Below are 25,412 nucleotides of genomic sequence, written 5' to 3'. Positions count from 1 at the left end.
AGTTGGTAGATAGTACGGGATCCAAATATATTGTATTCACTCACGATATTTCGTTGACGGGGATCAGCCTGTTCGCGGATAAGCAATACGCGCCCGGGCAGGTATGCAATATTGATGTCCCGGTATATGTGGGTTCAAGGCTCAAGCATTACCGATTCAATTGTCGTGTGACGTTTTCATCGCTGTGCGGCATGCGCGGTTTTAGAACCAATCTGGAGTTTCTGGACGTTCCTTTAGAAAATAAAAGCCTGATTCAGTCGCTGATGGCGAGGTGAGGGTGATGGCTTGTATCCCTCGCGTGATTTACTTCACAAAATAGAGGGGAAGGGCAGGGCGACAATGCTGGAGATGATAAATGCGAAGGTGTTCAGCACTAGCCAGCGTGTAAATCGAGGTAGCTCAATGTCGTTGTTTTGCAGCAGCTGATCGCCCCACTTTAAAGAAAAGTAGTAGGCGAGCAGTGAAATGACAATACCAATAATCAGCATGTTGCGATTCTAACACTGCCATTCCTAACACTGCTATTCTAAGTCACATAACACCATACGCATGCAGTGACTTCAGCATGCGCTGACAGCCAAATAAGCCATGACCCGACCTGCGTAGCACTTTCCAACCGTTAGGATTAGACACGCTAGGGTTTGTGTGGCCCTTTTCTTACATTTTTTCCAGCTTGAGGTGTCATGAGATTGTCAGGGAGCAAAGTCCCAGTGAGTAAAGTCCCAGTGAGTAAAGCCCCAGTGAGTAAAGCCCCAGTGAGTAAAGCCAAGGTGTCTATGCGAGACATATGAGTGCTGGTTGCGACGTGTTTTAATGTGGTCTTTGGCTTTTTATTCACCACCGGCATGTTCGCCATGATTTACAAGGTCATGCCGCGCGTCAGCATCCGCTGGCGAAGTGTGGATAGGTGCGGCCATCACTGCTGCCCTGTTTACGGTGGGTAAATGGCTGATTGGTTTTTATATAGGCCGCAGCGCGTTTTCAAGTGGCTATGGCCCCGCAGGGGCGATTCTTGCGTTGCTGATCTGGATTTATTACTCTGCGCAAATTTTTCTCATGGGCGCTGAATTTACCTGGGCGTATTCTCATATTTTTGGCTCTCGTAAAAGCAGGGATACGCCCGCGGAGCTCGCCAATGCATTGATAGAAAATGGGGAAAACGTCCTGAGGCATGACCATGTGGTTGCAAAAAAGGCACGCACCCAAAAAGTGAACCCGCACCTGAAATAAGCCGCGCATCTCAAGATGCTCTTTCTTTTCTTCGATGACTGCCTTTGGTGAAAACAGATATTATATAAAAATGTATAATGTCTGTTTTTGTTGCACTGCAATTCTTTAAGCGTTTGCTTGATGCGGGTCAACACACCGCAAATAATGGAACGTTATGCTGAGTGCGGTGGTCAACCATGCCAGTCAATGCTGGATGGCTGGCATGAGACAAGTCGTGTGTATTGGAACAGATTGTGATTTACGTTGAATTGAAACAGGTCATTTTTAAAAAACAGGTCGAGTGGGGCAGAACCATCACCGTGACCGAAATTGCGGATGCAAGCGGCATTAGCCGCATGACTCTGCATCGCATGTTAAAAGACCATACCTATAATGCCAGTACGGACCATTTGAACAAGTTGTGTGCGTATTTGGAATGCGATCTGTGCGAGCTGCTGCGGTGGGAGCCAGACACGCCCACCCGTTGTGAAAATGCCGCCTGATCGGCGGCTTCAGGCTTAAAAAATAGCCCGGCCATCTTCTTTCCTGCGGTTGATTCGGCATTTTTACGGCAGATCTGCAGTTTTCTTTAATCATGCAGTTGGCCGCGCATGGTCTGCGGATTTTCTGCCTGATGCTGCTAAACCCAGTATTCAAGCGCCATCACGCGCCATATTTTGTATGCGCATGCCATGATCAGCAGCCAAGTTGAATGGCTTTTCCCCTTTTTTTTGCGCAATAGATTGCCCGGTTTTTTTTCAATAATAAGAGAAATTTTTTGGAATTTCTTTTATGCAACATTCTGCCGCGCGCGCTCATCGCAAGACTGCTCATGACACTGAATGCCAGCAGTGGATGCAGCAATTGATCGCGCACTGGCAGGCTGGTGAATGGCCAGCCTGTCTTGAATGGGCGCAAAAGATCACGCGTACGTTTCCTGAAGAGGGCCTGGCCTGGAAGTTATTGGGCAGCCTTTATCAGCAGCAGGAGCGTCTGGTAGAAGCTGCCGAGGCGTTTTTGCAGGCAAGCAAAGCGCTGAAAAAAGATGCCGAGGTGCTGTATAACCTGGCCAATGTCCATGCGCAATTGCAGGAATATCCCCAGGCCATTAAATATTACCGTCAGACACTGAAGTTAAATCCTGCATTTAGCCTGACCTATGCCAACTGGGCCAGCGTGCTCAAGCAAACCGGCCAGTTAAAAGAAGCCGAGAAGTTATTGCGACGTGGCTTGAATATTCACCAGCAGGATGGTCGTGTCAATTTTGAACTGGCGACCTTGTTGCATGAGGCAGATAAACCTTTAGAAGCCATGCAATATTACCGTGAAGCGGTGGCGATTGAACCTGCAAACGCTGTGATCTTTTTTAATATGGCCGTGGCGCTGGAGCAACTGGGCAATACCTCGGAAGCAATAGCGACTTATGAACAGGTGATTACGCTTCAAAAGGACTACGTTGAGGCATACAGCCATCTGGGTGGCTTGTATCTACAGCACGGCGATGTGGAAGAAGCAGAACAATGGCTGTTGGCTGGGATGGCGTTGAGTCCGGCCGAGCTGTCACTGCTGAAAAACCTGGCCCGGCTCTATCGAGTGACGCATCGTACCAGAGACTATCAAGCGTGTTTAGATCAGATCATGCAGGTGCAGGATTTTAGCCCCGAAGCACTGAATAACCTGGCTACCGAAATGCTTAACCAGCAGTTGTATGGCGAGGCGGAAAGCTATTGCCTGAAAGCGCTGGAAGCAGACCCCGATAACCCTTATATACAAGCAAATCTGGGGCTGGTTGAAAATGCCAGAAATAGCTATGACAAAGCCTGCCAGCGTTTCGAAACGGCTTTGCAGCAGTTGCCGGATTCTGAAAGTGTCTTGAGCAATTACAGTATCAGCTTACGCATGCTGGGTCGCTTTAGTGAATCAATTGCCTGCTTGGAAAAGGCCTTGCAGATCAAGCCTGACTTTATGGCTGGCTATATCAATCTTGCCAATGTATATCTGGATATGGGGCAGGTGAGCACGGCAATTGACACCTTGAAAAAAGCGTTGGAAATTGAGCCCACACACATGATGGCGCTCAGAAACCTGCTGTTTGCCAATAGCTACAGCAATACCTTGCCAGTCAGTGAAAGCCTGACTTATGCCCATCGCTTGGGTGCAGCCATGATGGCTGGCGTGACGCCCTATGATAGCTGGCAGGTGCATGCACAAGAACAACGACTCCGCATTGGTCTGGTCTCTGCCGATTTGCGTACACACCCGGTGGCGTATTTCCTGCATCAATGGTTACAAGCCTTTGATGCCAGCCGTCTGGAAGTGTATGGCTACTCGACCGATGGTCGCGAAGACGCGTTTTCGCACGAACTGAAAGACTTATGCAACCAGTGGCGTTCACTGGCCGGGTTGACCGATGCACAGGCAGCCAAGCAGATTCGCGAAGATGGTATCCACATTCTGCTGGATTTGTCTGGCTTGTCTGGAGGCACACGGTTACCCATTTTTGCGCACAAACCCGCGCCGGTGCAAGCCACCTGGTTAGGCTATTGGGGCACCACCGGTTTACCGGTGATGGATTACGTGATTGCAGACCCGGTGAGCATTGATGCGCAGGGCGCAACGCAATTTACTGAGCAGGTGGTGCACCTGCCGCATACACGCATGTGTTTCACGGCGCCGTCGAATGATGTGGCTGTCAATGCATTACCTGCCTTGCACACAGGGGCCATTACCTTTGGTTGTTTCCAGAACTACAGCAAGGTCAGCGATGATGTGTTGTCCTGCTGGGGCGAGGTTTTGCAAGGGTTACCAACAGCCAGGTTATTCTGGCAAACCAAGGCATTTAATGACGGACGCATGCGTGAACAGGCATTGGCCAGATTAGCGCAATACGGCATCTCGGCTGCCAGATGCACATTGACTGGCATGGCCCCGCGCGAACAATACTTGCGTAACCATCACCAGATTGATGTGATTCTGGATACATTCCCGTTTACCGGTGGCACGACGACTTGCGAGGCGCTCTGGATGGGTGTGCCGACAGTCACCTTACTGGGCGAGTCACTGATTGCCCGCCAGGGGGCCAGCTTTTTGCATTGTGTAGGCTTGCAGGATTGGGTGGCCACTTCGCGTGACGCGTATGTAAGCAAGGCGATTGCGCTGAGCAGTGATTTGGAGGCGCTGGCAGCATTGCGTGCCCAATTGCGGCCACAAGTGCTGGCATCACCATTAATGAACGCCGAGCTGTTTGCACAAGGTTTTGAGCAATTACTGTTTCAGTTGTGGCAACAAAAACTCGCCTGTTTGCAGGCTGAGCAGTTATTGGCACAGGTTCCGGTACAAGCTGCTTTTACCGGAGCACAGCCAGTGTGGGTGGTGAGCGCCACACGCATGACAGAAGAAGCTTTCTGGCGCGAATCTGCCCTGGGGCGTTCACTCAAGCGTCACATGCAGCAGGATGCACGCCTGCGCCCCGTGGTGGCGTATGAGAATACACGCGGCCTGTCTGAGGTGTTTAACGAGGCTATTGCCGCTGCCCCGGACGATGCTTTGCTCGTCATGATTCATGATGACGTGTGGCTGGATGAGAATACCTTTGTACACACCCTAGAGAATGGATTGACGCACTATGATGTGATCGGCATTGCGGGAAATGCCCGGCTGCAAGCTGGTCAGCCCGGCTGGTGCTTTGTTGACCTGCAATTTACCTGGGATGATGCCAAATACCTGAGAGGTGCAGTCAGCCATGGTCAACATGCGTTTGGGCCCGCTTCCAGTTATGGCGATGTGTCAGGCGAATGCCAGCTCATGGATGGCGTGTTTCTGGCGGCACACAAGCAGACCCTGCTGCAAAGCAGTGTGCGTTTTGACCCACAGTTTGAGTTCCATTTTTATGACCTGGATTTTTGCCGTACGGCGACGCGTGCCGGGTTGAAACTAGGCGTATGGCCAGTACGGATGACGCATCAAAGTGGTGGCGCTTTTGGCAGTGCCCGCTGGCGTGAAACTTATCTGCACTACCACCAAAAATGGGAGGCAACGCCAGTACAACAGTCTACGTCTCCTGCGATGCAGGCAGCCATGGCCGAAGTATTTGACCTGGCCTCACGTGCGCAGCAGCAAGGTGACTTTGCGACGGCGACACAGCTTTACCAAGAGATTCTGGCGGTGGATGCCCAGCATGCCCTTGCCACGCATAATCTGGGCTTGATTTACTGGCACAGCCAACAGCCAACAGAGGCCTTGCGCTTGCTGGCAGCGGCGTATGCGCTGGCCCCAAGTCAGTGGCAGTTGTTAAGCAGCTATCTGACGGCACTCAAAAACAGTGGTGCCACAGCCGAACTGGAGCAAGTATTGGCGCAGGCGATGAATGGCGGCCAGCATACACAGGCCTTGCAAACGTTGATGCAGGACTGGCAGTTACCAGTGCAAACGACCGCTGTACAGCCGTCTGATGCAATACAGCAGGCCTTGCTGGCGTTATTTGAAGCGCAGCAATATGCGCAAATGGAAAGCGAATTGCACACGCTATTGCAGCAATATCCAGCCTGGTTGAGTGGCTGGAAAATGCTGTCTGACGTATTGATGATACAAAAAAAGGATGCGCGCGCAGCGGCCAGCAAAGCACTGGCACTGAATCAGCTCAGTGCTGAAGAGCATTGCTATTACGGTCTGGCACTCAAGGCCCAGAGTGATCTGGTCGCAGCGGCTGAAGCTTTCAGAAATGCCATCCAGCTTAAGCCTGACTATGCAGCGGCCTATAACAATCTGGGTATTGTGCTCAAAGACCTGGGTGCGGTGGACGAAGCAATCAAGCAGTTTAAGCAGGCCTTGTTATTACAGCCGCAGTATGCCGATTGTTTTAGCAATTTGCTGTTTTGCATGACGCATGCCGAACATATTGATCATCATGCCCTGTTTGAAGCTCACACTGCGTATGCAGCGCTGTATGAAGCCCCGTTAAAAGAGCAGTGGCAGTCACACAGCAATACACGCGACGCACAGCGTCCGCTCCGTGTCGGCTTTGTGTCTGCTGACCTGCGCGCACACTCGGTAGCGCATTTCCTGCTGCCTTTGCTGCCTGCGCTGGCGCAAGATGCATCACTGGTCCTGTTCGCTTATGCCAATTACACTCTGGAAGACGAAGTCACTGCCGAGATGCGCCAGTATTTCAAACAATGGCGTGTGGTTTCAAGCATGTCTGACGACGCGCTGGCTGGGACGATCAGACAGGATGAGATTGATATTCTGATTGATTTATCTGGCCATACGTCAGGGAATCGCTTGCTGACTTTTGCCAGAAAACCGGCACCGGTACAGGCCAGCTGGTTAGGGTATCTGAATACCACCGGCTTGCGCGCGATCGACTATTACCTGGCTGACAGCGCTTTGCTGCCGCCGGGCCGGTTTGATCAACAGTTTACCGAGCAGATTGTGCAGTTGCCGGTGAATGCGCCGTTTGTGGCCCACCCGCAGGCCCCCGAGGTCAATGCTTTACCCGCGCTGACGAATGGCTATCTTACTTTTGGCTGCTTTAACCGGCCCAATAAAATTACGCAGGCAACCGTGCAGCAATGGGCGGCTGTGATGCAGGCCAACCCCGGCAGCCGCATGGTACTGGGCGGCATGGCTGAAACAGCAGGCAATGCGCATTTGCAACAATGGTTTGCCGAAGCAGGCGTGAGCACAGACCGCTTATCGTTTTATGCACGCACCGATATGCTGGGCTATTTGCAGCAATATCACCTGGTCGATGTGTGCCTGGATACCTTCCCGTCTAACGGCGTGACCACCACGGCGCACGCCTTGTGGATGGGCGTCCCCACGCTATGTGTCGCGGGTGATCGCCTGGCCAGCCGTGGTGCCATGGCGCTCATGCAGCATCTCGGTTTAGATGCATTTATCGCTGTCAATCCACAGCAATATGAACAACAGGCGCAGCTCGCCTTGGCTGATCTGCAAGGGCTGGCCGAATTACGTGCCAGTTTACGCACACGTTTTGCCCAATCCCCGCTGGTACAAGCAAGCCCACTGGCACAGGCCTTATCACAAGCGATGCGCCAGATGTGGCAGCGCTGGTGTCAGGGCCAAACTGCAACCAGCTTTGCTATTCCTTCTTTAACCCTGCAAGCACCTTCTGTTGCGGCCGTCGTGACTGAACCCACTGATAAAGGTATCTCTATGAACACAACACTTAACCCCCAAGCTGCACCGGCGAACGCACTGCAAGACTCGATTGCCGAAGTATTTCAGCTCGCGCTAAAAATGCAGGAAAAAGGCGACTTTGTCCAGGCCATGCAGTTTTATCAGGAAATTTTGCGAATTGATGCCAAGCATGCAGCGACTTATTTCCAGTTGGGCCTGCTGGCACAACAAGCAGGCAAAACCGAAGAAGTCCTGCCGCTCCTGGAACAGGCAGTGATTCTGTCACCCAAGCAAGCCGCCTACTGGCAAGCTTATATTCAGGTGTTGGCGCTGACAGCCCCGCACAGCGAAGTGCTGGATGTGATTACCTTTGCCCGCCAAAATGGCCTGGCTGCCGCGGAGGCAGATGCATTGCAACAGCAATATGGCCAGCCAGCAGCAGTTGTGTCTGGCGCAAGCGCTGCGGTCGTCACCAAGGGTGCTTATATTTATCGCGCTGAAGACAACTTTTACCAGCGTGCCCAGAGCGAGGCGTTTGGGTATCAGGATGTAGGCAATGCCGAACAGCGTTTGTACGACATGATTCGCCAGTCACGCGACAAGAGTGTGTTTTCGAGTGAGCTGGCCGCCAAAGCCACTGACTGGCCAAGTTATTATCACTTGACCTCGCAACGCGCCAATCTGCTGCGTCCGTTTGCCGATAAAATCGCCGCAGGCAAAGTGCTCGAACTGGGCGCGGGTTGTGGTGCCATTACCCGCTTTCTGGGTGAATTGGGCGGTGAAGTGGTGGCGCTCGAAGGCAGCCCGAACCGTGCGCGCGTGATTGGCCAGCGTTGTGCTGATCTCAAGAATGTGACGATTTATTCTGACCTGATCCAGGCGTTTGAAACTGACGAAAAATTTGATGTGGTGACCCTGATCGGTGTGCTTGAATACGCGCAGGTCTATGTCAAAGAAGCTGATCCTCTGCGCTATTTGCTGCAAGTGGCCAAGTCTTTTCTCAAGGAAGATGGCATGCTGATTGTCGCGATTGAGAATCAGCTGGGACTTAAATATTTCTGCGGCGCGCCTGAAGATCATATGGGACAAGCCATGTATGGCATCAATGACTCTTACAGCAACAGCAGCCCGATTACCTTTGGCCGTGTTGAACTGGATGCATTGATCCGTAGTGTGGGCTTTGAAACAACAGAACTCTATGTGCCATTGCCAGACTACAAAACCCCGGTCAGCGTGATTTACCCTGAAGGCTTTAATCAGGCGCATCGTGCGGCTGGCTGGGATGTCGGTGCAATAGCGGCTGGCTCTGTGGTACACGACAGGCAATCGCCACGTCACCCAACCTTTTCACTGGAAAACGCCTGGCAGGTGATTGCGCGCAATAATCTGGTCGAAGATGTTGCTAATTCGTTTATGTTTGTGGCTTATCCACAGCGTCAATCAGGCAAATTGCATCCGGATGTATTGGCAGCGCATTATGGTTGTCAGCGCCAGGCCGTGTTCAGTAAGGAAACCCAGTTTATCAACGCGGCGGAAGGCCTGGTGACGCGTACACGCAATACCGGCGAAACCGCACAACTGTTGCAAGCCGACTGGGAGCATGCGCCTTATCATGGCGGCCAGCTATGGATGGATAAGCTGACCCAGCTGATGAATCGCCCTGGCTGGCGTGTGGAAGAACTGGCAGCTTGGGCAGCCCCGTGGTTACAGGGCCTGGAAGCTGCGGCACAAACCGGCGGCAAAACCTTGCCGGAATTTGCTGGCTATTCTGCCTTGTTGCCTTCCCAGTATTTTGATGCCACTCCGACCAACTTTGTGATGGACAAGGCCGGGCAGGGACATTTCTTTGATCTGGAGTGGGACTTTGCCATCCCTTTGCCAGTGGCCTTTGTCGCCTTGCGAGGTTTATTCCTCACGCTGCATCGCGTACGCAGTTGCGGCAAACCGCATGCCAGCACGCCTGCCAATATTGGCAGCCTGACCCTGGCTGCACTTGAACTCAATGGCTATTATTACCGGGACGATCAGTTGCAGGCCTTTATCAGCGTGTTTAACCGTTTGCAGAATATGACGCAGGGTGCACCTGAACATGTGGTGAACAGCCTGACAGCCGAGTTTACGCGGGCGGTGCTGCCTGTGCGCCAACTGTTTACCTAAACGCTGGCAGTCACCTCACAAAAGCATGTGCAGCGATGCACATGCTTTTTTACTGCCTCAAAGAACAGGCAGTAAAAAACCGGCGACACTCAAGTGGCCGGTTTTTTTATCACTGATCTAGACGCTGTTAAAACATGGTTTCCATGCAACGGCGTATATGCGGAATCGAGCCGCCAGGGTTGGGCGTGTACTTGCTGAGTTTGGCCAATGTGAGCAGAGCTTTGTCGGCCTTTTGTTGCAGACAATACACTTCTGTCAGGTTGCTGAGCGGGATCGCCGGATTCTCCTGTGCTAGCAGCACCGCTTTTTCCAGCAGCAGTTCGGCATCTTCAAACTGGCCCTGGCTCACCAGTAAAGTGCCAAGGTCGTTGTAGGGCTCCCAGCAGCAACTTTCTTTTTTAATCAGCTCCAGCATGACCTGGGTAGACAATTTCATATCGCCTTCGGCGGCCAGTTTTTCGGCATAGTGATAGGTATTGCGGTCAATCTCAACCTGGGATTTGATCGCGGGTGTGGGCAAGGCGGTTTCACCCGCCAGGGCGGCGAGAATATTATCCGTAATCAAGGTGGCACTTTGCCCCAGATGGGCAAACTGGTGCTGCTTGTTTTGCGTGATCTGTTGCTGATAAACGGCCGCGTTTTTCAATACATCTTCTACGGTCCGGCGTAAATCCGCTTTGACTGTTTTGATCACATAGTCATAAGGCACGCTGGCCGGGCGTGGTGGATTGGTATCCGGGATCAGCCAGTCGGTCACCGCAATGCCAGGCACATCCAGCAACAAGGCCTCGGTCAGGACGCTGGATTCATCCGACACCATGACATCGGCCAGGCCCAGGCAATACATGATGCTGATTTCGCGATCAACCACATAGACATTGTCTGCGCAGTTTCTGTGCAGGGCATCCATTTCGTCGATATTATTCAGTACCCAGCGATATTTATCTGACCACGGGGCCTGCTTTAACAGTAAATTGACTGGCAAGTCTTTCAGGCTCTGTACAAATTCATCCTGCTTGCCATGGTTTTCCCACGATGGCGCATACAAAATCGAGTGTTCATACTTCAACCCCAGTTGCTCGCGCAGCTTTTGTGCTTCCTGTTTAAAGGTTTCCTGGTTGCGGTAGACCAGGTCAGCCTTGGGCCAACCCAGGTCAAACATGCCGAGTTTGGGCTGTGCCTGTTTGAAATTGGCTTGTGTTTGCCAGCGCTCTACCCAGGCCGGGCCGGGCACAATGCCCATATCAAACGCGCTCCAAGGTTCATGATGCCAGAAGTGCGGCCAGATATCATGGCGCTGCGCCAGATCGTGCAGCAGAATCACTGAAAATCCGGCATTGGGTTTGCAAGCATGCTCGCAGTACACGCCGACTTCAGCATATTGTCTGGAGTCAGTGCTCCATTGAATCGGGTAGCCTCTGCTGGCAATTTCATCGGCAACCGGTGCCAGTGCCTGGCGTTCGCAGTTGTCGGTATAAAAAAAAGTGAACACAGGCTGGTGTGATGTAGTTGTCGTCATGATGGTCTATCCATGCAAGCGTTTGGAAAAAATGACACTGAAGCGATATTGGCTTTGTGCATAATTGGGCACGCAGCTTTCAAATGCCTGATGCGGTTTGTCCGGCAGTTGCTGGCTGAACCACTCAGGAGTGTAATAGGTGTGGTGCAGGCCACGGTATTTTTCTTCATACTCAGCCTCACTCAGCGCCTCGCGCCGGGCGCGTTCGCAGGCTTCTTTGGTGGCTGCGTGCGGAATATCCAGAATGGCCACGCCAATGTTGGCTTTTTGCCACATGGCCTGGAACACCTGGGTGGCCATGGCTTCATCAAAATAATGAAACACGCTGTTGGCGATGACAAAATCATATCGGGTATCGGTGGCCATGGATTGCGCAGGCTGTGCTTTAAAGTCTCCATCCGGCATGGCCTGTTGCGCGGCTTCAATCAGTCCGGCAGCATAATCCAGCCCGCCCACGGTGAGGGTATGCTGCTGTCGCAAGGCATATAAAAATGCGCCTGCGCCACAGCCAACCTCAAATACTGAGTGTCCTGACTTCAGCGCAAGCTTGTCACTGATGCGGCGGGTATATTCCTGCCAGTCTGCCGGGTTGATTTTGCCCGCGCCACTGTCAAAACCATCCAGTGCAATCAATGTTTCCAGGGTTATGGGATGTTGCGGTTGCAGACTGCGTTTTTCCCAAATCTGTTGCCAAATATTACTCATGTGTTCGCTTCCATTTTTTGACTGACTGCCTTGAGTACACGGGCGCGCAGCATCGTGCTGCTGATGCCTTCCGTGCGCGGCAGGAGATGTAGTTTATCTGCAGCAATCGGGTTGCTGTTGTCATGGCCGTGGACCAGCACATCGATCTTGTGTTGTTGTAAAAAGGCTTCGTCAAGCAGCCAGGGGCTGGGCACCACTTCATCAACATCGCGCATGGCCAGTAACACTTCGGCACGGGCGGCATAGTCCAGCTCCGGCTCATAGCCTTTCTTGGCGCGGATTTCTGCATCAGTGGTCAGGGCGACCACGACATGGCCCAGTTGTTTGGCTGCCTTTAACAGGCGTACATGACCGTGGTGGATCAGCGTGGCTGACATATCGACCATAATCCGTTTTTGGGAGTGCGTCATGGCTGTAGCTCCAGTAAATCAAGAATATCACCGCGGGCCTGGCTGCCCAAATGTGCTTCGCCCAAATGGCACACAACGCTGCCACGGCTGATGCCGCGCGGTTGATACAGCACAGCACGTGCGTCCTGGCTGGTCACTTGGGCGTCTACCCAGGTGCATAAAGCGGGTTGGTAATGCGCCGGATGGGTGGCATAGCCCGCAATCTTTTTCAGCATGCGGGCTTTGTTGATAAACACGGCTTCGCGCAAGTCAGCGTGCTTGGGCAAGACTTCATACAAAGAAGCAATGGCGTGATAAGGGCCGGTCATACGGCGCTCAAGGTGCGTGGCCAGGTTCAGGTAAAATGAATCCACTTCATGTTTGGGCGGCTGGTGAAAAGCAATAAAAGAGGCACCTGTCAGGCCAAACAGGCCTTTGCAGGAACTGTAGGCAATCACATCCGCCAGGCCATGATCGATTTCGAGGCCGATCGAAGCGGTGGCATCCAGCATCAACTGGGCGCCGACACGGTCAGCCAGTGCGCGTAATTCAGCCACTGGTAACAACAGGCCAGCACTGGTTTCGGTATAGCAGGCCACCACCCAGTCATAAGGCTCTTGCACGCTCGCCAGTTGTTGCCAGTCGCAGACGGCGACTGATGACACTTCGCCCGCAGTGCGTTGTGCCATTTGTGCAAAGCTGCTCAGTCGCTGGGCATAGTAGCCGCTGTCTATCACCAGCACCTTGCCGTTTAAAAAGTTCAGGCTGGCGATTTCCAGCGCCAGACTGGCCGAGCCTTGCAGTCGCGCAATATGGGCGTGTCCCGTCATGGCTTTCAAGGTAGTCAGGACAGCCTCTTCAACCTGGCTGTAATCCTGGTCACCCCGACCAAAACAGGGCCGCAGGCCAAGCAAGTTTTCATCCAGCAGACTGGCCGGGCCAGCAGTAAACAGCACTTTGCGCGCATTTTGCGACGCGACATGGGTGTGCACGCTGATCTCAGGCATATTCCACCTCGGTCAAAAACTGCATGAAGTCTTGTTTGTTCTGGGCCGGCGTTCGTGTCGGACGACCCAGGTCTGCGCGCGCGCCTTTGCGGCACAGGACTTCAATAAAACTGCTTTTGCCGCTGTTCAGCACATTTTGCAATACGCGACCCAATTGTTCAGGGCCGGAAACACTGTAGACCTGCGCATAACCGGCAGCACTGGCAATCTCGGACAATGTCAGTTGTGCCGCTACGGTCGGTTGGCCACCGACCGAGTCATGGGCGCCGTTATTCAATACAATATGTAGCAGGTTGGTTTGCTGGGCACTGATGGTCAGGCTGCCCATATGCATCAGCATGGCACCGTCGCCGTCAATACATACGACTTGTCTGTCACGCTGGGCGAGGGCAATGCCGCAGGCAATCTGTGAGGCATGTCCCATGCCACCGACCGTCAGAAAATCTCGGCCATGCCCGGCTTGTTGGGCTTTACGATATTCAAATAATTCGCGGGAAGCCATGCCGGTGGTTGCAACTACTGCAGTTTCTGCGGGTAATGCGCTGACGATATGCTGGATCATATGCTCGCGGCTTTCCAGCGTTGGCAATTTTTCTGCCAGTGTAGCTAAGGGTTCAGGCTTGGTTTCGGCTTTTTTGTAGGGTGCAAAGCGCTGCTTGCGTACCACCAGGGCAACCGGACCTTGTCGCTCAGTTGCCTGGGTTAATAATGCTTGAATTTGTGCATGTGCGGTTTGAATGTCATCAGCCAGGATTCGATAAGGGATATCCAGCACATCGAGCTGAGATAAAGTCACCTGACCTTGTTTGACATGCTGCGGCTCATCATGGATCTGTTCGCCATTTTCAGCGACTTCACCACGCCAGCCGATCACCAATAACATCGGAATACCATACACCTGCGGATCCGCCAGTGACGCAATCGGGTTGACGACATTGCCGATGCCAGAATTCTGCATATACACCAGGGCAGGGTGGTGTGTGGCCAGGTAATGGCCAATCGCCAGACCGATGGCGCCGCCTTCATTGGCGGCGATCACATGCTGGCCTGCGGCCAGTTTGTCTGAAAAGCATGCGCACAGCTCTTTTAACAATGAATCAGGTACTCCGGCAAAAAACTGTACCTGTTCAGTTTGCAATGCGTTTAAAAAATCCTCGGCATGTATCATTTTCACGCTCCGCTTATTTAGTGCCTGGGATCAGTTCCAGCACATCGTTAATCGACATCAAACTGGATTCGATTTCAGCTGTTCGGCCATTTTTCAGGATTTCCATCGCTGCATTCTGCATGGCCGGGTAAGCGGCACGCATCATGTGGTTGGCATAAATAACCAGGTTAAAGCCATGCGCAGCCAGTTCTTCTTCAGTCACTTTGTTATAGCTGGTGGGTACGCAGACTAACGGTGTGGTTGGAAATTCCGATTTAAAAATCCTGGCAAACTCAAATACTTCGTCCGGTGCTTTCTGGCGGCTGTGGATCATGATGCCGTCCACACCTGCACCCACATAGGCTTGTGCGCGTTTGACCGCGTCGGCAATGCCTTTTTCCAGGATCAGGCTTTCAATCCGCGCAATGACCATAAAGTCATCACTGACGCGGGCAGCACGCCCCGCCATGATTTTTTCGCAAAACGGCTCGATCTCATCTTGCAGTTGCGGGACATCATTGCCAAATAAAGAGTTCTTTTTCAGGCCGATCTTGTCTTCAATGATGGTGGCCGAAATGCCCAGGCGCTCCATGCTGCGCACATTGAGTTCAAAATGCTCCAGTTTGCCGCCGGTATCGGCATCCATAATTAAAGGTTTGGTGGTGACATCAAAAATGTCATTGATATTCGACAGGCGGCTGTTGATTTCCACAGCTTCGATATCCGGCTTGCCGCGGGCGGTAGAGTCGGTGAGTGAGCTCGACCAGAAGCCATCAAACTGGCAGGTCTTGCCATTGCGCTGGGCCGTGACATGTTCGGCAATCAAGGCCGAGATCGGATTGTGCGCTTCAATAAAGCGGGAAATCGGTTTGACTGCCAGTAATCGTTTCAACGTCCGGCGGCGAATATCCGGCGTGGTGCCCAACGCCTGGATTTGTTCCAGCATTTCGTTGGACGACACGCCACGGGTGTAGGGGATTTCAATCAGGTGGCCGCCATACTCTGCCAGAGCGGCACGCGCGCGCTCACGGTAAGGCACTAAAGGACCTTCGAGCCAGTCATCACCATGCACCATGATGTCAGGTTTGTATTTGAGCAGGTTAGGCGCGTAGTCCCATTCTTCCTGCGTCACCACATTAACCACGCCGCGAATGTTTTCAACGATGTGTTTGCGCTGTTCATAGGTCAGGTAGGGCAGGCGCTTGTGGTCTGCCACCGCCGCGTCTGATAACAGGCCTATCGTGACATCACCATACTTTCTGGCCTGCTCAATAATGTTGATGTGGCCGTGATGCAGAATGTCTACTGTCATCCCTACATAAACTGATGCCATGCATAACTCCTTCGTAGTCTTTTGATACCTTATATAAGGTATGCGAAATGGTTAGCCTGATTATCGGTGGCTTTGCGCGGAAATGATTTGCAGATAAACGCTGAAAACCAGCCTTATATCTTGTGCGATAGGCATGTGCTCAAACAGGCACCTTGAAAAGCAGAATTAAGACTGAATATGTGTTTAGCTCGGTTAATGGTGAGGGCACTTCTTTTTATAAAATTGATTGCTATAAACAGTTGTGTGCAATTTTTAATTAAAGGCTAAAGATTTTTGTGGAGGGGTCGTAAATAGTTTCAAGGGCATGATCGAACGAAAAGAAAATAAAGCGAAACATTAAAGAAATTTTCAAAGCGGTCGATAACAACACTAACAACGCTGAATAGCTAACAGTAAGTAACAAGCGATCAACGTTGAAAGTAACATGACAATTTGACACTTAACGTGATACACGACTCTTAAAGGAGACTTAACATGGCTTCAGTAATTAACACAAACTTGGCATCCCTGAATGCACAACGTAACTTAACTGCTTCACAAAGCAGCCTGAATACTTCGATTCAACGCTTGTCTTCTGGTCTGCGTATCAACAGCGCCAAAGATGATGCGGCTGGTATGGCGATTTCAACACGTATGGATTCACAAGTGCGTGGTATGGATGTTGCAACACGTAACGCAAACGACGCGATCTCTTTCCTGCAAACTGCAGAAGGTGGCTTGAGCAGCGCAACTGATGCATTACAACGTATGCGTGAACTGGCTGTACAAGCAGCCAACGGCTCCTACAGCTCTGGTGACCGTGCAAACCTGGATACAGAATTTACACAATTGAAAGATGAGCTGACTCGTTTGAGTACAGCCACCAAATTTAACGGTCAGGCTGCCTTCGGTTCAGGTTATAACTTCCAGGTCGGTGCTGACAGCGGCGACACGATCAGTGTTTCTTCAGTGGCAGCGGCTTCATTGAGTGGTTCCTTGTCTACCGCTGATGCGGCATCAGATGCGATTACTGCGATTGATGCACAATTGACGACAGTGAACACCAACCGTGCGACATTGGGTGCTTACCAAAACCGTTTTGCTTCAGTGGTCACCAACCTGGGCGTAGCTTCCGAGAACATGTCTGCTGCCAAGTCACGCATCACTGATGCAGACTTCGCTTCAGAAACTGCCAAGATGACACGTGCACAGATTCTGCAACAAGCGGGTACTGCGATGCTGGCTCAAGCGAACCAGTTGCCTAACCAAGTGATGACATTACTGAGAGGTTAATCCATCACACGGTAACGCCAAATCCACAGGTCTAGGCCTGTGGATTTGGCCTAGGTAAAAGGAGCAACATCATGAGTGACTCATCTGTAACTGGTGTAGGTGGTAGTTTGCAGGGTATACAGGCAGCCAGCAGTTTGAAGCTGGTGAAATATGCCGAGGCATCTTCTGATAAAACTACAGTTGATGTGAATGACAAAGTTGCGTTAAGCGGCGCAGTCAAAAAGTTAAATGAGTATGTAGCGCCAGCGCTACAAACGATAGAGTTTTCTATCGATGATGATACCGACCGTATCATTGTGAAAGTGGTGGATACTGAAACGCAAAAGGTACTCCGCCAGATTCCCAATGAAGAGGTGCTGGCCATCAGTAAAACGCTGGATAAATTACGTGGGCTGGTGATACGACAGACAGCCTGATATTGCGTTTAAATAACGGTTGGGAGATTAAAAATGACAGCGATTGTATCCTCTACTGGGGCGTCAGGCTTGCCTATTGACAGTCTTGTCAGTGCACAGATGCAGGCAGAACAGCAACCTCTCACCGATATTCAAACCAAGATATCATCCTACAATACCAAGTTGTCCGCCTATAGCACGCTCAAAAGTGGATTAAGTACCTTTCAGACTGCGGTCGACAAATTGGCCACTGCGGCCAAGTTCAATGCGCAATCGGTGACTGCCAGTGACAGTACCAGCATCAGTGCTACTGCAAACGGGACTGCCGTGCTTGGTAACTATAGTGTGTCAGTCACGCAACTGGCGACCTCACAAAAACTGGCATCGCCTGCTTATAGCAGCGCGACCGATATTGTGGGCACCGGCAAACTCACCATCTCCTTCGGCACGACCGGGACTGCACCTGCCTCATTTACCGCGAATGCCGACAAGACGGATCTCACCATAGACATTACCAGCAGCAACAATACGCTGTCAGGCATCCGTGATGCGATCAATGCGCAAAACGCGTCTGTGTCGGCGTCTATTGTCAATGATGGTACTGGCAATCGCCTGGTGATTACTTCTAAAGACACCGGGGAGGTGAATAGCCTCAAAATATCGGTGGCCGATGATGATGGTAATAACACCGACACTGGCGGATTGTCTGCACTCGCCTATGATCCGCTGGCCAGTAGTAATAACATGACGCAAATGACCGCGGCGAAAAATGCCTTGCTCAATGTAGATGGCATGAGTATCAGTAAAGCGAGCAATACAGTCTCTGATGTCATTCAAGGCGTCACCTTGACGCTGAAGTCGGTCACCTCGGCCAGTAATACGCTGAGTGTGGGCACGGACACGGATACCATCCAAAGCTCTGTACAAAGCTTTGTGGATGCATATAACGCCCTGAATACCAGTATGCGCAACCTGACCAAGTTTGTGTCGGCGGGGTCGACCTCGAATGGTGCCTTACTAGGAGATTCAACGGCGCGCAACATCATGGTCAAGTTAAAGTCGATGTTATCGGCTTCTTCGCCAACAGCCACCACCTATAAAACCCTGAGCGATATTGGGGTCAGCATGGGATCGGATGGGTCGTTATCGCTGGATAGCACGAAATTACAAAAAGCCATTACCAACAACGTCAATGATGTGGCCAAGTTGTTCTCGCCGTCGGCGACCTCTACCGATTCGCAGGTGACATTTATCAGTAGCAAGGATGAAACGGCTTCTGGCACCTATGCGGTGAATATTACGCAACTGGGCGGTAACGGTGTCAATGCGATTGGTACGATTAACGGCGTGACGGCCAATACCACGGGTTCTGTGCTCACGGGTGTGACCGGCAATGGCAGCTATGGGCTGCAACTGAGCGTCACCGGGACTGCGACTGGCAGTCGTGGTACCGTGACCTTTAGCAAAGGCCTGGCAGGGGAGCTCAGCAGCTTGCTGGATGGCTGGCTGGATACCGATGGTGCCTTGACCACAAAAACAGACGGTATTTCATCTTCGATTAAAGATTTGAACAAAAAAGCCGATGATATTAATGCCAAGTTGCCTTCTATTGAAGCACGTTATCGTGCGCAGTATGCGAAACTGGATGCCTTGCTCAGCAGCATGCAAAGTACCAGCAGTAACCTGACCTCACAATTGGAAGCTATCAGTAATAACAGTTAGTTTAAGTGGTAGCAGTCTGCAGAGGGTGCCTGGCAAACTATCGCTAACCATACGCTTTTAAGCAGAATTCAGGAGTAAAAAATGTTCGGAATGAAAAAATCAGGTGTGAATGCTTATGCAAGCGTAGGGCTTGAAACCGGCGTGGTGGATGCCAGCCCGTTAAAGTTAATTGTGATGCTGTATGACGGTGCCATTTCTGCATGCATACATGCACAGCAAGCGATGGCGCAGCATGATATTGCCAAAAAAGGAGAGTACCTGACGCAAGCGGTGACCATTGTCGACAGTGGTTTGCGTGCTTGCCTTGATAAGCGTGTCGGTGGTGAGATTGCACAAAATCTGGACCAGCTTTATCAATATATGACACGTAGCCTGATGGAAGCCAGTGTGCGTCAGGATGTCAGAAAAGTGCAAGAAATTCAGCAACTGCTGATGGCGTTGAAGTCCGCTTGGGAAACACTGGAAAAGGCGGCTGTGACCCGTCCGGCACAAGCTGAAATGTCTTTGGGTCAGATGGTTGCCCAGAAAACACATGAAGTACAGCACATGGGCCAACAGCGTTTCGCCACTGCCGGAGCTTAAGATGTCACAAGCACTGATTAATACCTATGAATCTGCTGCCAAGATGATGGCGCAGATGCTGCTTGCAGCCAGACAGGATGCCTGGGAGAAAGTCACCGAGCTTGAGCAGTCCTATATGCTCAAAATCGAAGTCATCAAGTCACTGGAGCAGTCACTCAGGATGCAGTCAGTGGTGTTGACGACAGACCAGAATGCCCGCAAGCAGGTACTGGTGCAGAAAATTCTGGCCGATGATGGCGAGATTCGACAGTTGCTTTATCCGGTGATGCACCGGATTACGGACATGATTTTTGATGCGCAGCTGCATGCGCGCATGCCCCCGGATATTTTGTAAATGATCCCGATTCCGCAGACGCTAAGTGCCCGTTTTGTTCCACTCGAGGCCGAGAGTCTGTCTGCTGTTTCGTCTATTTTGCCAGTCGAGGGCGCACAGTCCGAACCTCCTTTGTGGAGCCGTCTGCGTCAAGGTACACAGTTTACAGGCGTGATTCTGGGCAAGGAAAAACCAGCCACTGAAGCTTCTTCTCTGGCCACTTTTAAAGTGCAGCTTAACCTGCCAAACCAGCCGCCTGCGGTTGTCCTTATGCAATTGCCTGCACAACTGGCACAGCAGCAATCCATCCAGATGCAATATATGGGTCAACCCCATCCTGCCAAGGATGATGTGCAAGTGCGTTGGGGGCTGTTGCCGGCAACACGTTCGGCAGTGGCCTCTTCAGCGGCAGGTTTACAGCATGAGATGGCGCAGTCTTCTACCTCTGATGCTGAACTGTTACAGGCATCGCAAGCGGGTTTGGGGCAGGCTAGTCTGGTTGAGCTCAGTAGCCCGGCAAAGTACTTGCACCGCTGGATTAACTCTCCATTGTTTAATGAGCATTCAGCCGCCTTGCAGGCAAAAGCCGTTGTCACACACACCCCTCAAAAGCCGCAGGTACTTGCGCAAGATCTCAAACATGCGCTGGACAGTTCGGGGCTGTTTTATGAGTCGCATCTGAAAGAGGCGACGTTGGGTAGTCGGTCATGGCACCAATTATTGCAAGAACCACAAAATAAACCGCAGTTTATGCCACCTGAAATGGTCGCGCAGCAGTTGCAGGTACTAGAACAACAGCGGGTAGTGTGGCACGGTGAGGTGTGGCCAGGGCAAGACATGCATTGGGAGGTGGCAGAGCGTGATGCTTCGCCACACCCGTCAGAAGCGCCAGCGCTGAACACTATGCAGAGTGATTTGAAACTGCAATTACCACAGATGGGTGAGGTGGCCGTGCGTATTGTCATGGTCAATGGCCGGTTCAATGTACAGATCAAAGCCGAGGCCTCTGACAGCGTCCGCCAAATGCAGTCAGCGCGTAAGCGCTTGGCTGGCAGCATGCAAGCGGCAGGACTGCCTCTGGACACTTTGCAAATCAGCATGGATGCGTCTTATGCGTCCGGCTAAGACTTATACTCAATCGGCTGTTGCATTAGCTTATGAAGCGGGTGATTTGGCGCCACGCGTAGTGGCTAAAGGTAAAGGGCTGCTTGCCGAACGTATTATTGCGCTGGCCAAAGAACACAAAGTCTTTGTGCATGAGTCGCAGGCATTGTTAGGGTTGCTGATGCAGGTAGAGCTGGATACGCATATTCCACCAGAACTTTATCAGGCAATCGCAGAGATTCTGGCTTGGTTGTATCAGTTGGAACAGGGCGAGCAACGGGAACCGCCAGCCGTCTAGGAAAGTGACCACACAGCATTGCGACGCGGGCTTGCGTGTGTGCAGGCTGGCTAGATTTGCATATTCATCATGTCTTGATAGGCGGTCACCAGCTTATTGCGTACCTGCACGGTGGCCTGGAACGCAATATTGGCTTTCTGACCAGAAATCATGACATCTGACAGGCTGACATTGTCGTTGCCCATGGCAAAGTCTTTACCCACATTTTCGGCTTGCACCTGCATGTTATTGACCTGATCCAGTGAAGCCTTCAAGGCATCGCTGAAGCTGACCTGGCTGGTCGGGCTGCTCTGGACTGTTTTTTGTACCGGGCTGACAGCATTAGCCGCACCAAAGCCTTCCGGTTTTTGAGCGGCAGCGCGCAATTGTGCCAGCATGGACGAGATGCGCTGAGCATCAATACCGCCTGCGTTCATGGTGGTCTCCTTTTGTTCAAAGCGGGCATCATTGCCCACGAAATCTCATGGTGACCACTTTATCATTGCTATCCATACACCGCTCTGCAAAATAGGCGACATTAATCCATCTTATTTACGGATTTGAATCATCACTGCAAGCGCATAATGTGTCTCATCAGCAACTCCCGTAAAGGGTAAGTTGTAAAGCGTTAAAAGTGATGTGCAGGGTGTTCTAATGACCTGCCTCGCACGTTGTAATGGATGTAATCATGGAGGTTCCAATGGCTGCTGACGCTGCCGCACTTGAGTCAAACAATCTACCGGGCGCATCGGCGTTCGGGCAGTTGGGTCAGAAACTACTGCTGGTGGCAGGGATTGCTGCTGTGGTGGCTGTGATGGTCGTGTTTTGGTTGTGGAGCCAAAAACCGGATTATCGCGTGCTGTTTTCCAACTTTGCAGATAAAGATGGTGGTGCCATTGTTTCCGAGCTGGAAAAACTGAATATTCCTTACCAGTTTGCCGAGGGCGGGGGCGCGATACTGGTGCCCGCAGATCAGGTGCATCAGGTGCGTTTGAAACTGGCCGCCCAAGGATTGCCCAAAGGCGGTAACATTGGTTTTGAGCTGCTTGAGAACCAGAAGTTTGGTGTTTCCCAATTTGTTGAGCAAGTGAACTTTCAGCGTGGCCTCGAAGGTGAACTGGAGCGTAGCATCCAGTCCATTTCTGCAGTACAGGCTGCACGTATTCACCTGGCAATTCCCAAGCCCAGCGTATTTGTACGTGAGCAACAGTATCCAACTGCTTCCGTATTATTGAATCTGCATAATGGTCGCCGTCTGGATGCACAGCAAGTGGCTGCAGTGGTGCACCTGGTGGCTAGCAGTGTGCCTAATCTGTCTGCTGACCATGTGACCGTGGTGGACCAGAACGGTAATCTGATCTCTGACAATACCAATCGATTTAAACAAAACGGACTAGACCCGGAGCAAATGGCTTACGTCGAAAACATGCAAAGCAGTATTGCCCGCCGTGTCGAGTCAATTATTACGCCTATTGTGGGTGCAAAGAATGTACATGCTGAAGCCAGCGCCGAAATTGATTTTTCAGTGACCGAGCAGGCAGCAGAATCTTATAAGCCCAATACCAAACCTGACGCCATGGCCGTGCGCAGTGCACAAACCCATGAGTCGCAAAATAGTAATCAGGATAACGGTGCTGTGCCAGGTGCACTTTCCAATCAGCCACCGCCAGAATCCACCGCACCGATCAATGCACCGCAAGCGGCGGGGGCCAATGGCGAGGGTGCACCGGCTGCACCTGCCACGCCGGCGAACCTGAGCACACAAAAAGACTCGACCACCAACTATGAAATTGACAAAACAGTCAGCTACATGCAACAGCCCAAAGGCGGCGTCAAGCGTTTGCATGTGGCTGTAGTGGTTAACCATATTCCTGTGGTGGATAGCACTGGTAAAACCACTTATCGTGCCTTGAACGCCGCCGAGAAACAGCAAGTCAGTGACTTGGCCATGCAGGCCATGGGGTTTAACCGTGAGCGTGGCGATACGATTTCGGTAGTCAATACGCCGTTTGTTGCCGAGGCACAGGAAAAACTGGCCGAGCCACCGTTGTGGAAAGATCCGCTTGCCATCGAGTATGGAAAAGACGCGCTGCGTTTTATTGCCGGGATTGTGGTGTTGATGCTGATTTATAAAAAACTGCTCAAGCCGATGGCTGGCAGGTTGACCGGAACAGATAAAAAACAAGCCGAACTGGCGGCAGCACAGGCGCAATTGCTGCCTGGCAGCGCCGAGGCCGGCGGCATGGTGTCCGCTGGAGGTGAAGCCGGTGCGGATGACGCGCTGGTCACGCTCAGTGGCGATGCGCCCGCACTCGCCAATGCTGGAGGGGGCCTGAATCAGACCCTGAGTGCAGCCAAGCAACTGGCGATTGAGAATCCGCGTATGGTTGCAAATGTAGTGTCCGGGTGGACGTCAACGGAGAAATAAATGAGTGACGAAGGCTTAAATAATAGTGCGATTTTAATGCTGGCACTTGGCGAGGATGAAGCCGCCGAGGTCATGAAGCACTTAACGCCCAAAGAAGTACAGCGCTTGGGCATTGTGATGGCCTCCATGAAGCCAGTGCCGCGCGAGGAAGTTGAATCAGTGCTGGAAAAATTTTTGGTTGATTTTGCCAGCAGCAGTGATTTTGGACTGGATTCTGACAGCTACATCCGTTCAGTATTGATTAAAGCTTTTGGGGACGACAAAGCGTCGAATCTGCTCAACCGTATCCCGCAGTCACAGGATGCTGCCGGTATTGAAAGCCTGAAATGGATGGATGCATTCAGTGTGGCCGATTTTATCAAAAACGAACATCCGCAGATTATTGCCACCATTCTGGCCCATCTCGAGTCTGATCAGGCCGCCGAAGTTTTAAGCCATTTTACCGACCGGTTGCGTCAGGATGTGATGCTGCGAATTGCCACGCTGGACAGCGTGAAACCGGCTGCACTCAAAGAACTGAATGAAGGCATGCTGAAAATGCTGGCCGGTAATGAAAACCTGAAACGGCAATCGATTGGTGGCGTGAAAACTGCTGCCGAAATCATGAACTACCTGAGTGGCGAGAACGAAGCCAAGTTGATGGATGGCTTGAAAAGCTACGACGATAACATGGCCCAGCAAATCATGGATCAGATGTTTGTCTTCGACAACATCATGGAAGTCGATGACAAGGGCATTCAGGTGCTGCTGCGCGAAGTGCAGTCCGATATGCTGATTGTGGCACTGAAAGGGACTTCTGATGAAATGAAAGAGAAGTTTCTGCGGAATATGTCATCACGTGCAGCCGACATGATGCGTGAGGATATGGAGTCGCGCGGACCGGTCAAGTTGTCTGAAGTTGAAGCCCAGCAGAAACAGATTCTGCAAGTGGTCAGACGCTTGTCCGATGAAGGACAAATCATGCTGGCCGCTAAAGGCGACGGTGAACAATACGTTTAAATATCGCATGTGTAAGGAATTGGTATGGTAGCTTCAGCAATCCCCAAAGAGAAAATGTCGGCTTATCAGCGCTGGGAGATGGCGAGTTTTGACGATGTGACGCCGACCGAGCAGGCCAGACGTGATCATGCACAGGCAGAAGAGAATGCACGTACGGTCAGCAATATTCTCAAGCAGGTTCGGCAAGAGGCTTACGAAGATGGCTTTAAAATCGGCTATGGTGATGGCCTGCAACAGGCAACTGCGCAGCTGGCAGACGAGCGTGAACACTTGGTGAAGCTGGCAGACAGTTTTCAGCAGGCACTTTCCATGCAGGATATTGCGGTTGCCGAATCGGTATTGACCCTTGCGCTGGAACTGGCTAAAGCCATGATGAAAACGAAAATGCAGGCAGACCCGCAAGCAGTGATTCCTGTAGTGCTTGATGCCATGCATTATCTGCCACAAGTAAAACAACCAGCCCGACTGATTGTGCACCATGAAGATGCCAAGGTGATTCGTACGCATTTGGGCGATGAACTCAAGGAGCAGGGCTGGCAGGTGGTGGAAGACAGTAGTGTCGAACGAGGTGGCTGTATGGTGGAAACCGCTGATAACCAGATTGACGCCACCAACGAAATTCGCTGGAAGCGGATGACGCAAGGCTTGTCGCGCGTGGATGACTGGCACACGCCTGCTTTCTCCACAGAACACACCGCATAAAACAGGCAAGC

The 25,412-nt window shown here is 51.8% G+C and carries 22 protein-coding genes; 14 read left to right on the top strand and 8 right to left on the bottom strand.

Annotation, left to right across the window (positions count from 1 at the left end):
• Positions 1-2: 2 nt before the first annotated feature.
• Positions 3-275, top strand: a complete 273-nt coding sequence (locus Q9291_RS09810) for a PilZ domain-containing protein (protein ID WP_306389866.1) — start codon at positions 3-5, stop codon at positions 273-275.
• Positions 276-308: 33 nt separating this feature from the next.
• Here Q9291_RS09810 and Q9291_RS09805 read toward each other — a convergent pair whose 3' ends face one another.
• Positions 309-488, bottom strand: a complete 180-nt coding sequence (locus Q9291_RS09805) for a hypothetical protein (RefSeq protein ID WP_306389865.1) — start codon at positions 486-488, stop codon at positions 309-311.
• Between the two features lie 409 nt (positions 489-897).
• Between Q9291_RS09805 and Q9291_RS09800 the strand changes: the two genes are divergently transcribed.
• The 3 genes from Q9291_RS09800 to Q9291_RS09790 all read left to right on the top strand — a co-directional run bounded on the left by Q9291_RS09800 (position 898) and on the right by Q9291_RS09790 (position 9,507).
• Positions 898-1,230, top strand: a complete 333-nt coding sequence (locus tag Q9291_RS09800) for a YihY/virulence factor BrkB family protein (protein WP_306389864.1) — start codon at positions 898-900, stop codon at positions 1,228-1,230.
• Positions 1,231-1,463: 233 nt separating this feature from the next.
• Positions 1,464-1,712, top strand: coding sequence for a helix-turn-helix domain-containing protein (locus Q9291_RS09795; RefSeq protein WP_306389863.1), 249 nt, complete (start codon positions 1,464-1,466; stop codon positions 1,710-1,712).
• Between the two features lie 289 nt (positions 1,713-2,001).
• Entirely contained in the window at positions 2,002-9,507 is a 7,506-nt protein-coding gene (locus tag Q9291_RS09790) for an O-linked N-acetylglucosamine transferase family protein (RefSeq protein WP_306389862.1), read from the top strand.
• 127 nt (positions 9,508-9,634) lie between these two features.
• On the opposite strand, the gene Q9291_RS09785 is transcribed toward Q9291_RS09790, so the two are convergent.
• From Q9291_RS09785 to aepX, 6 genes are read right to left on the bottom strand one after another with little or no spacing between them, the layout of a single operon-like run.
• A complete protein-coding gene (locus tag Q9291_RS09785) occupies positions 9,635-11,026 on the bottom strand; it encodes a CDP-glycerol glycerophosphotransferase family protein (RefSeq protein ID WP_306389861.1) in 1,392 nt (463 codons plus the stop codon).
• A gap of 6 nt (positions 11,027-11,032) precedes the next feature.
• Complete coding sequence (locus Q9291_RS09780; protein ID WP_306389860.1) at positions 11,033-11,731, bottom strand: class I SAM-dependent methyltransferase; 699 nt, start codon at positions 11,729-11,731, stop codon at positions 11,033-11,035.
• Complete coding sequence (locus Q9291_RS09775) at positions 11,728-12,141, bottom strand: adenylyltransferase/cytidyltransferase family protein (protein WP_306389859.1); 414 nt, start codon at positions 12,139-12,141, stop codon at positions 11,728-11,730. The genes Q9291_RS09780 and Q9291_RS09775 overlap by 4 nt, the downstream gene beginning before the upstream one ends.
• Positions 12,138-13,127: an aminotransferase class V-fold PLP-dependent enzyme gene (locus tag Q9291_RS09770; RefSeq protein WP_306389858.1), complete on the bottom strand. Its 990-nt coding sequence runs from the start codon at positions 13,125-13,127 to the stop codon at positions 12,138-12,140. The genes Q9291_RS09775 and Q9291_RS09770 overlap by 4 nt, the downstream gene beginning before the upstream one ends.
• Positions 13,120-14,295 carry a phosphonopyruvate decarboxylase gene (gene aepY, locus Q9291_RS09765; protein WP_306389903.1) on the bottom strand — a complete coding sequence of 392 codons (1,176 nt, stop codon included), beginning with the start codon at positions 14,293-14,295 and terminating at the stop codon, positions 13,120-13,122. Before aepY ends, Q9291_RS09770 begins: the two co-directional genes overlap by 8 nt.
• A 13-nt stretch (positions 14,296-14,308) precedes the next feature.
• On the bottom strand, positions 14,309-15,607 hold the full coding sequence (gene aepX, locus Q9291_RS09760; protein ID WP_306389857.1) for a phosphoenolpyruvate mutase: 1,299 nt from the start codon (positions 15,605-15,607) through the stop codon (positions 14,309-14,311).
• Positions 15,608-16,081: 474 nt separating this feature from the next.
• Here aepX and Q9291_RS09755 point away from each other — a divergent pair, with 474 nt between their 5' ends.
• The 7 genes from Q9291_RS09755 (at position 16,082) to Q9291_RS09725 (ending at position 21,293) form a co-directional block, all read left to right on the top strand.
• On the top strand, positions 16,082-16,879 hold the full coding sequence (locus Q9291_RS09755; protein WP_306389856.1) for a flagellin N-terminal helical domain-containing protein: 798 nt from the start codon (positions 16,082-16,084) through the stop codon (positions 16,877-16,879).
• A 71-nt stretch (positions 16,880-16,950) separates the two neighbouring features.
• Positions 16,951-17,295 carry a flagellar protein FlaG gene (locus Q9291_RS09750; protein ID WP_306389855.1) on the top strand — a complete coding sequence of 115 codons (345 nt, stop codon included), beginning with the start codon at positions 16,951-16,953 and terminating at the stop codon, positions 17,293-17,295.
• A gap of 33 nt (positions 17,296-17,328) precedes the next feature.
• Positions 17,329-18,996, top strand: coding sequence for a flagellar filament capping protein FliD (gene fliD, locus Q9291_RS09745; RefSeq protein WP_306389854.1), 1,668 nt, complete (start codon positions 17,329-17,331; stop codon positions 18,994-18,996).
• Positions 18,997-19,077: 81 nt separating this feature from the next.
• Positions 19,078-19,578: a flagellar export chaperone FliS gene (fliS, locus tag Q9291_RS09740; RefSeq protein WP_306389853.1), complete on the top strand. Its 501-nt coding sequence runs from the start codon at positions 19,078-19,080 to the stop codon at positions 19,576-19,578.
• A gap of 1 nt (position 19,579) precedes the next feature.
• Positions 19,580-19,912, top strand: a complete 333-nt coding sequence (locus Q9291_RS09735; protein WP_306389852.1) for a flagellar protein FliT — start codon at positions 19,580-19,582, stop codon at positions 19,910-19,912.
• A complete protein-coding gene (fliK, locus tag Q9291_RS09730) occupies positions 19,913-21,016 on the top strand; it encodes a flagellar hook-length control protein FliK (protein ID WP_306389851.1) in 1,104 nt (367 codons plus the stop codon). It begins immediately after the preceding gene.
• Positions 21,003-21,293, top strand: a complete 291-nt coding sequence (locus tag Q9291_RS09725; RefSeq protein ID WP_306389850.1) for an EscU/YscU/HrcU family type III secretion system export apparatus switch protein — start codon at positions 21,003-21,005, stop codon at positions 21,291-21,293. Before fliK ends, Q9291_RS09725 begins: the two co-directional genes overlap by 14 nt.
• A gap of 50 nt (positions 21,294-21,343) precedes the next feature.
• Here Q9291_RS09725 and fliE read toward each other — a convergent pair whose 3' ends face one another.
• Entirely contained in the window at positions 21,344-21,709 is a 366-nt protein-coding gene (gene fliE / locus Q9291_RS09720) for a flagellar hook-basal body complex protein FliE (RefSeq protein WP_306389849.1), read from the bottom strand.
• Between the two features lie 263 nt (positions 21,710-21,972).
• On the opposite strand from fliE, the gene fliF reads away from it, so the two are divergent.
• Genes fliF through Q9291_RS09705 form a run of 3 tightly spaced genes read left to right on the top strand, consistent with a single transcriptional unit; the run spans position 21,973 to position 25,401 of the window.
• A complete protein-coding gene (gene fliF, locus Q9291_RS09715; RefSeq protein ID WP_306389848.1) occupies positions 21,973-23,700 on the top strand; it encodes a flagellar basal-body MS-ring/collar protein FliF in 1,728 nt (575 codons plus the stop codon).
• Positions 23,701-24,699, top strand: a complete 999-nt coding sequence (gene fliG, locus Q9291_RS09710) for a flagellar motor switch protein FliG (protein WP_306389847.1) — start codon at positions 23,701-23,703, stop codon at positions 24,697-24,699.
• A gap of 24 nt (positions 24,700-24,723) precedes the next feature.
• A complete protein-coding gene (locus tag Q9291_RS09705; protein ID WP_306389846.1) occupies positions 24,724-25,401 on the top strand; it encodes a flagellar assembly protein FliH in 678 nt (225 codons plus the stop codon).
• The last annotated feature ends 11 nt before the right edge of the window (positions 25,402-25,412 follow it).

Origin of the sequence: Methylophilus aquaticus, assembly GCF_030769565.1 — a bacterium.
Lineage (GTDB): Bacteria > Pseudomonadota > Gammaproteobacteria > Burkholderiales > Methylophilaceae > Methylophilus > Methylophilus aquaticus.
Note: the sequence above shows the minus strand (reverse complement) of the source record. Positions and strands in the feature narration are given on the sequence as shown.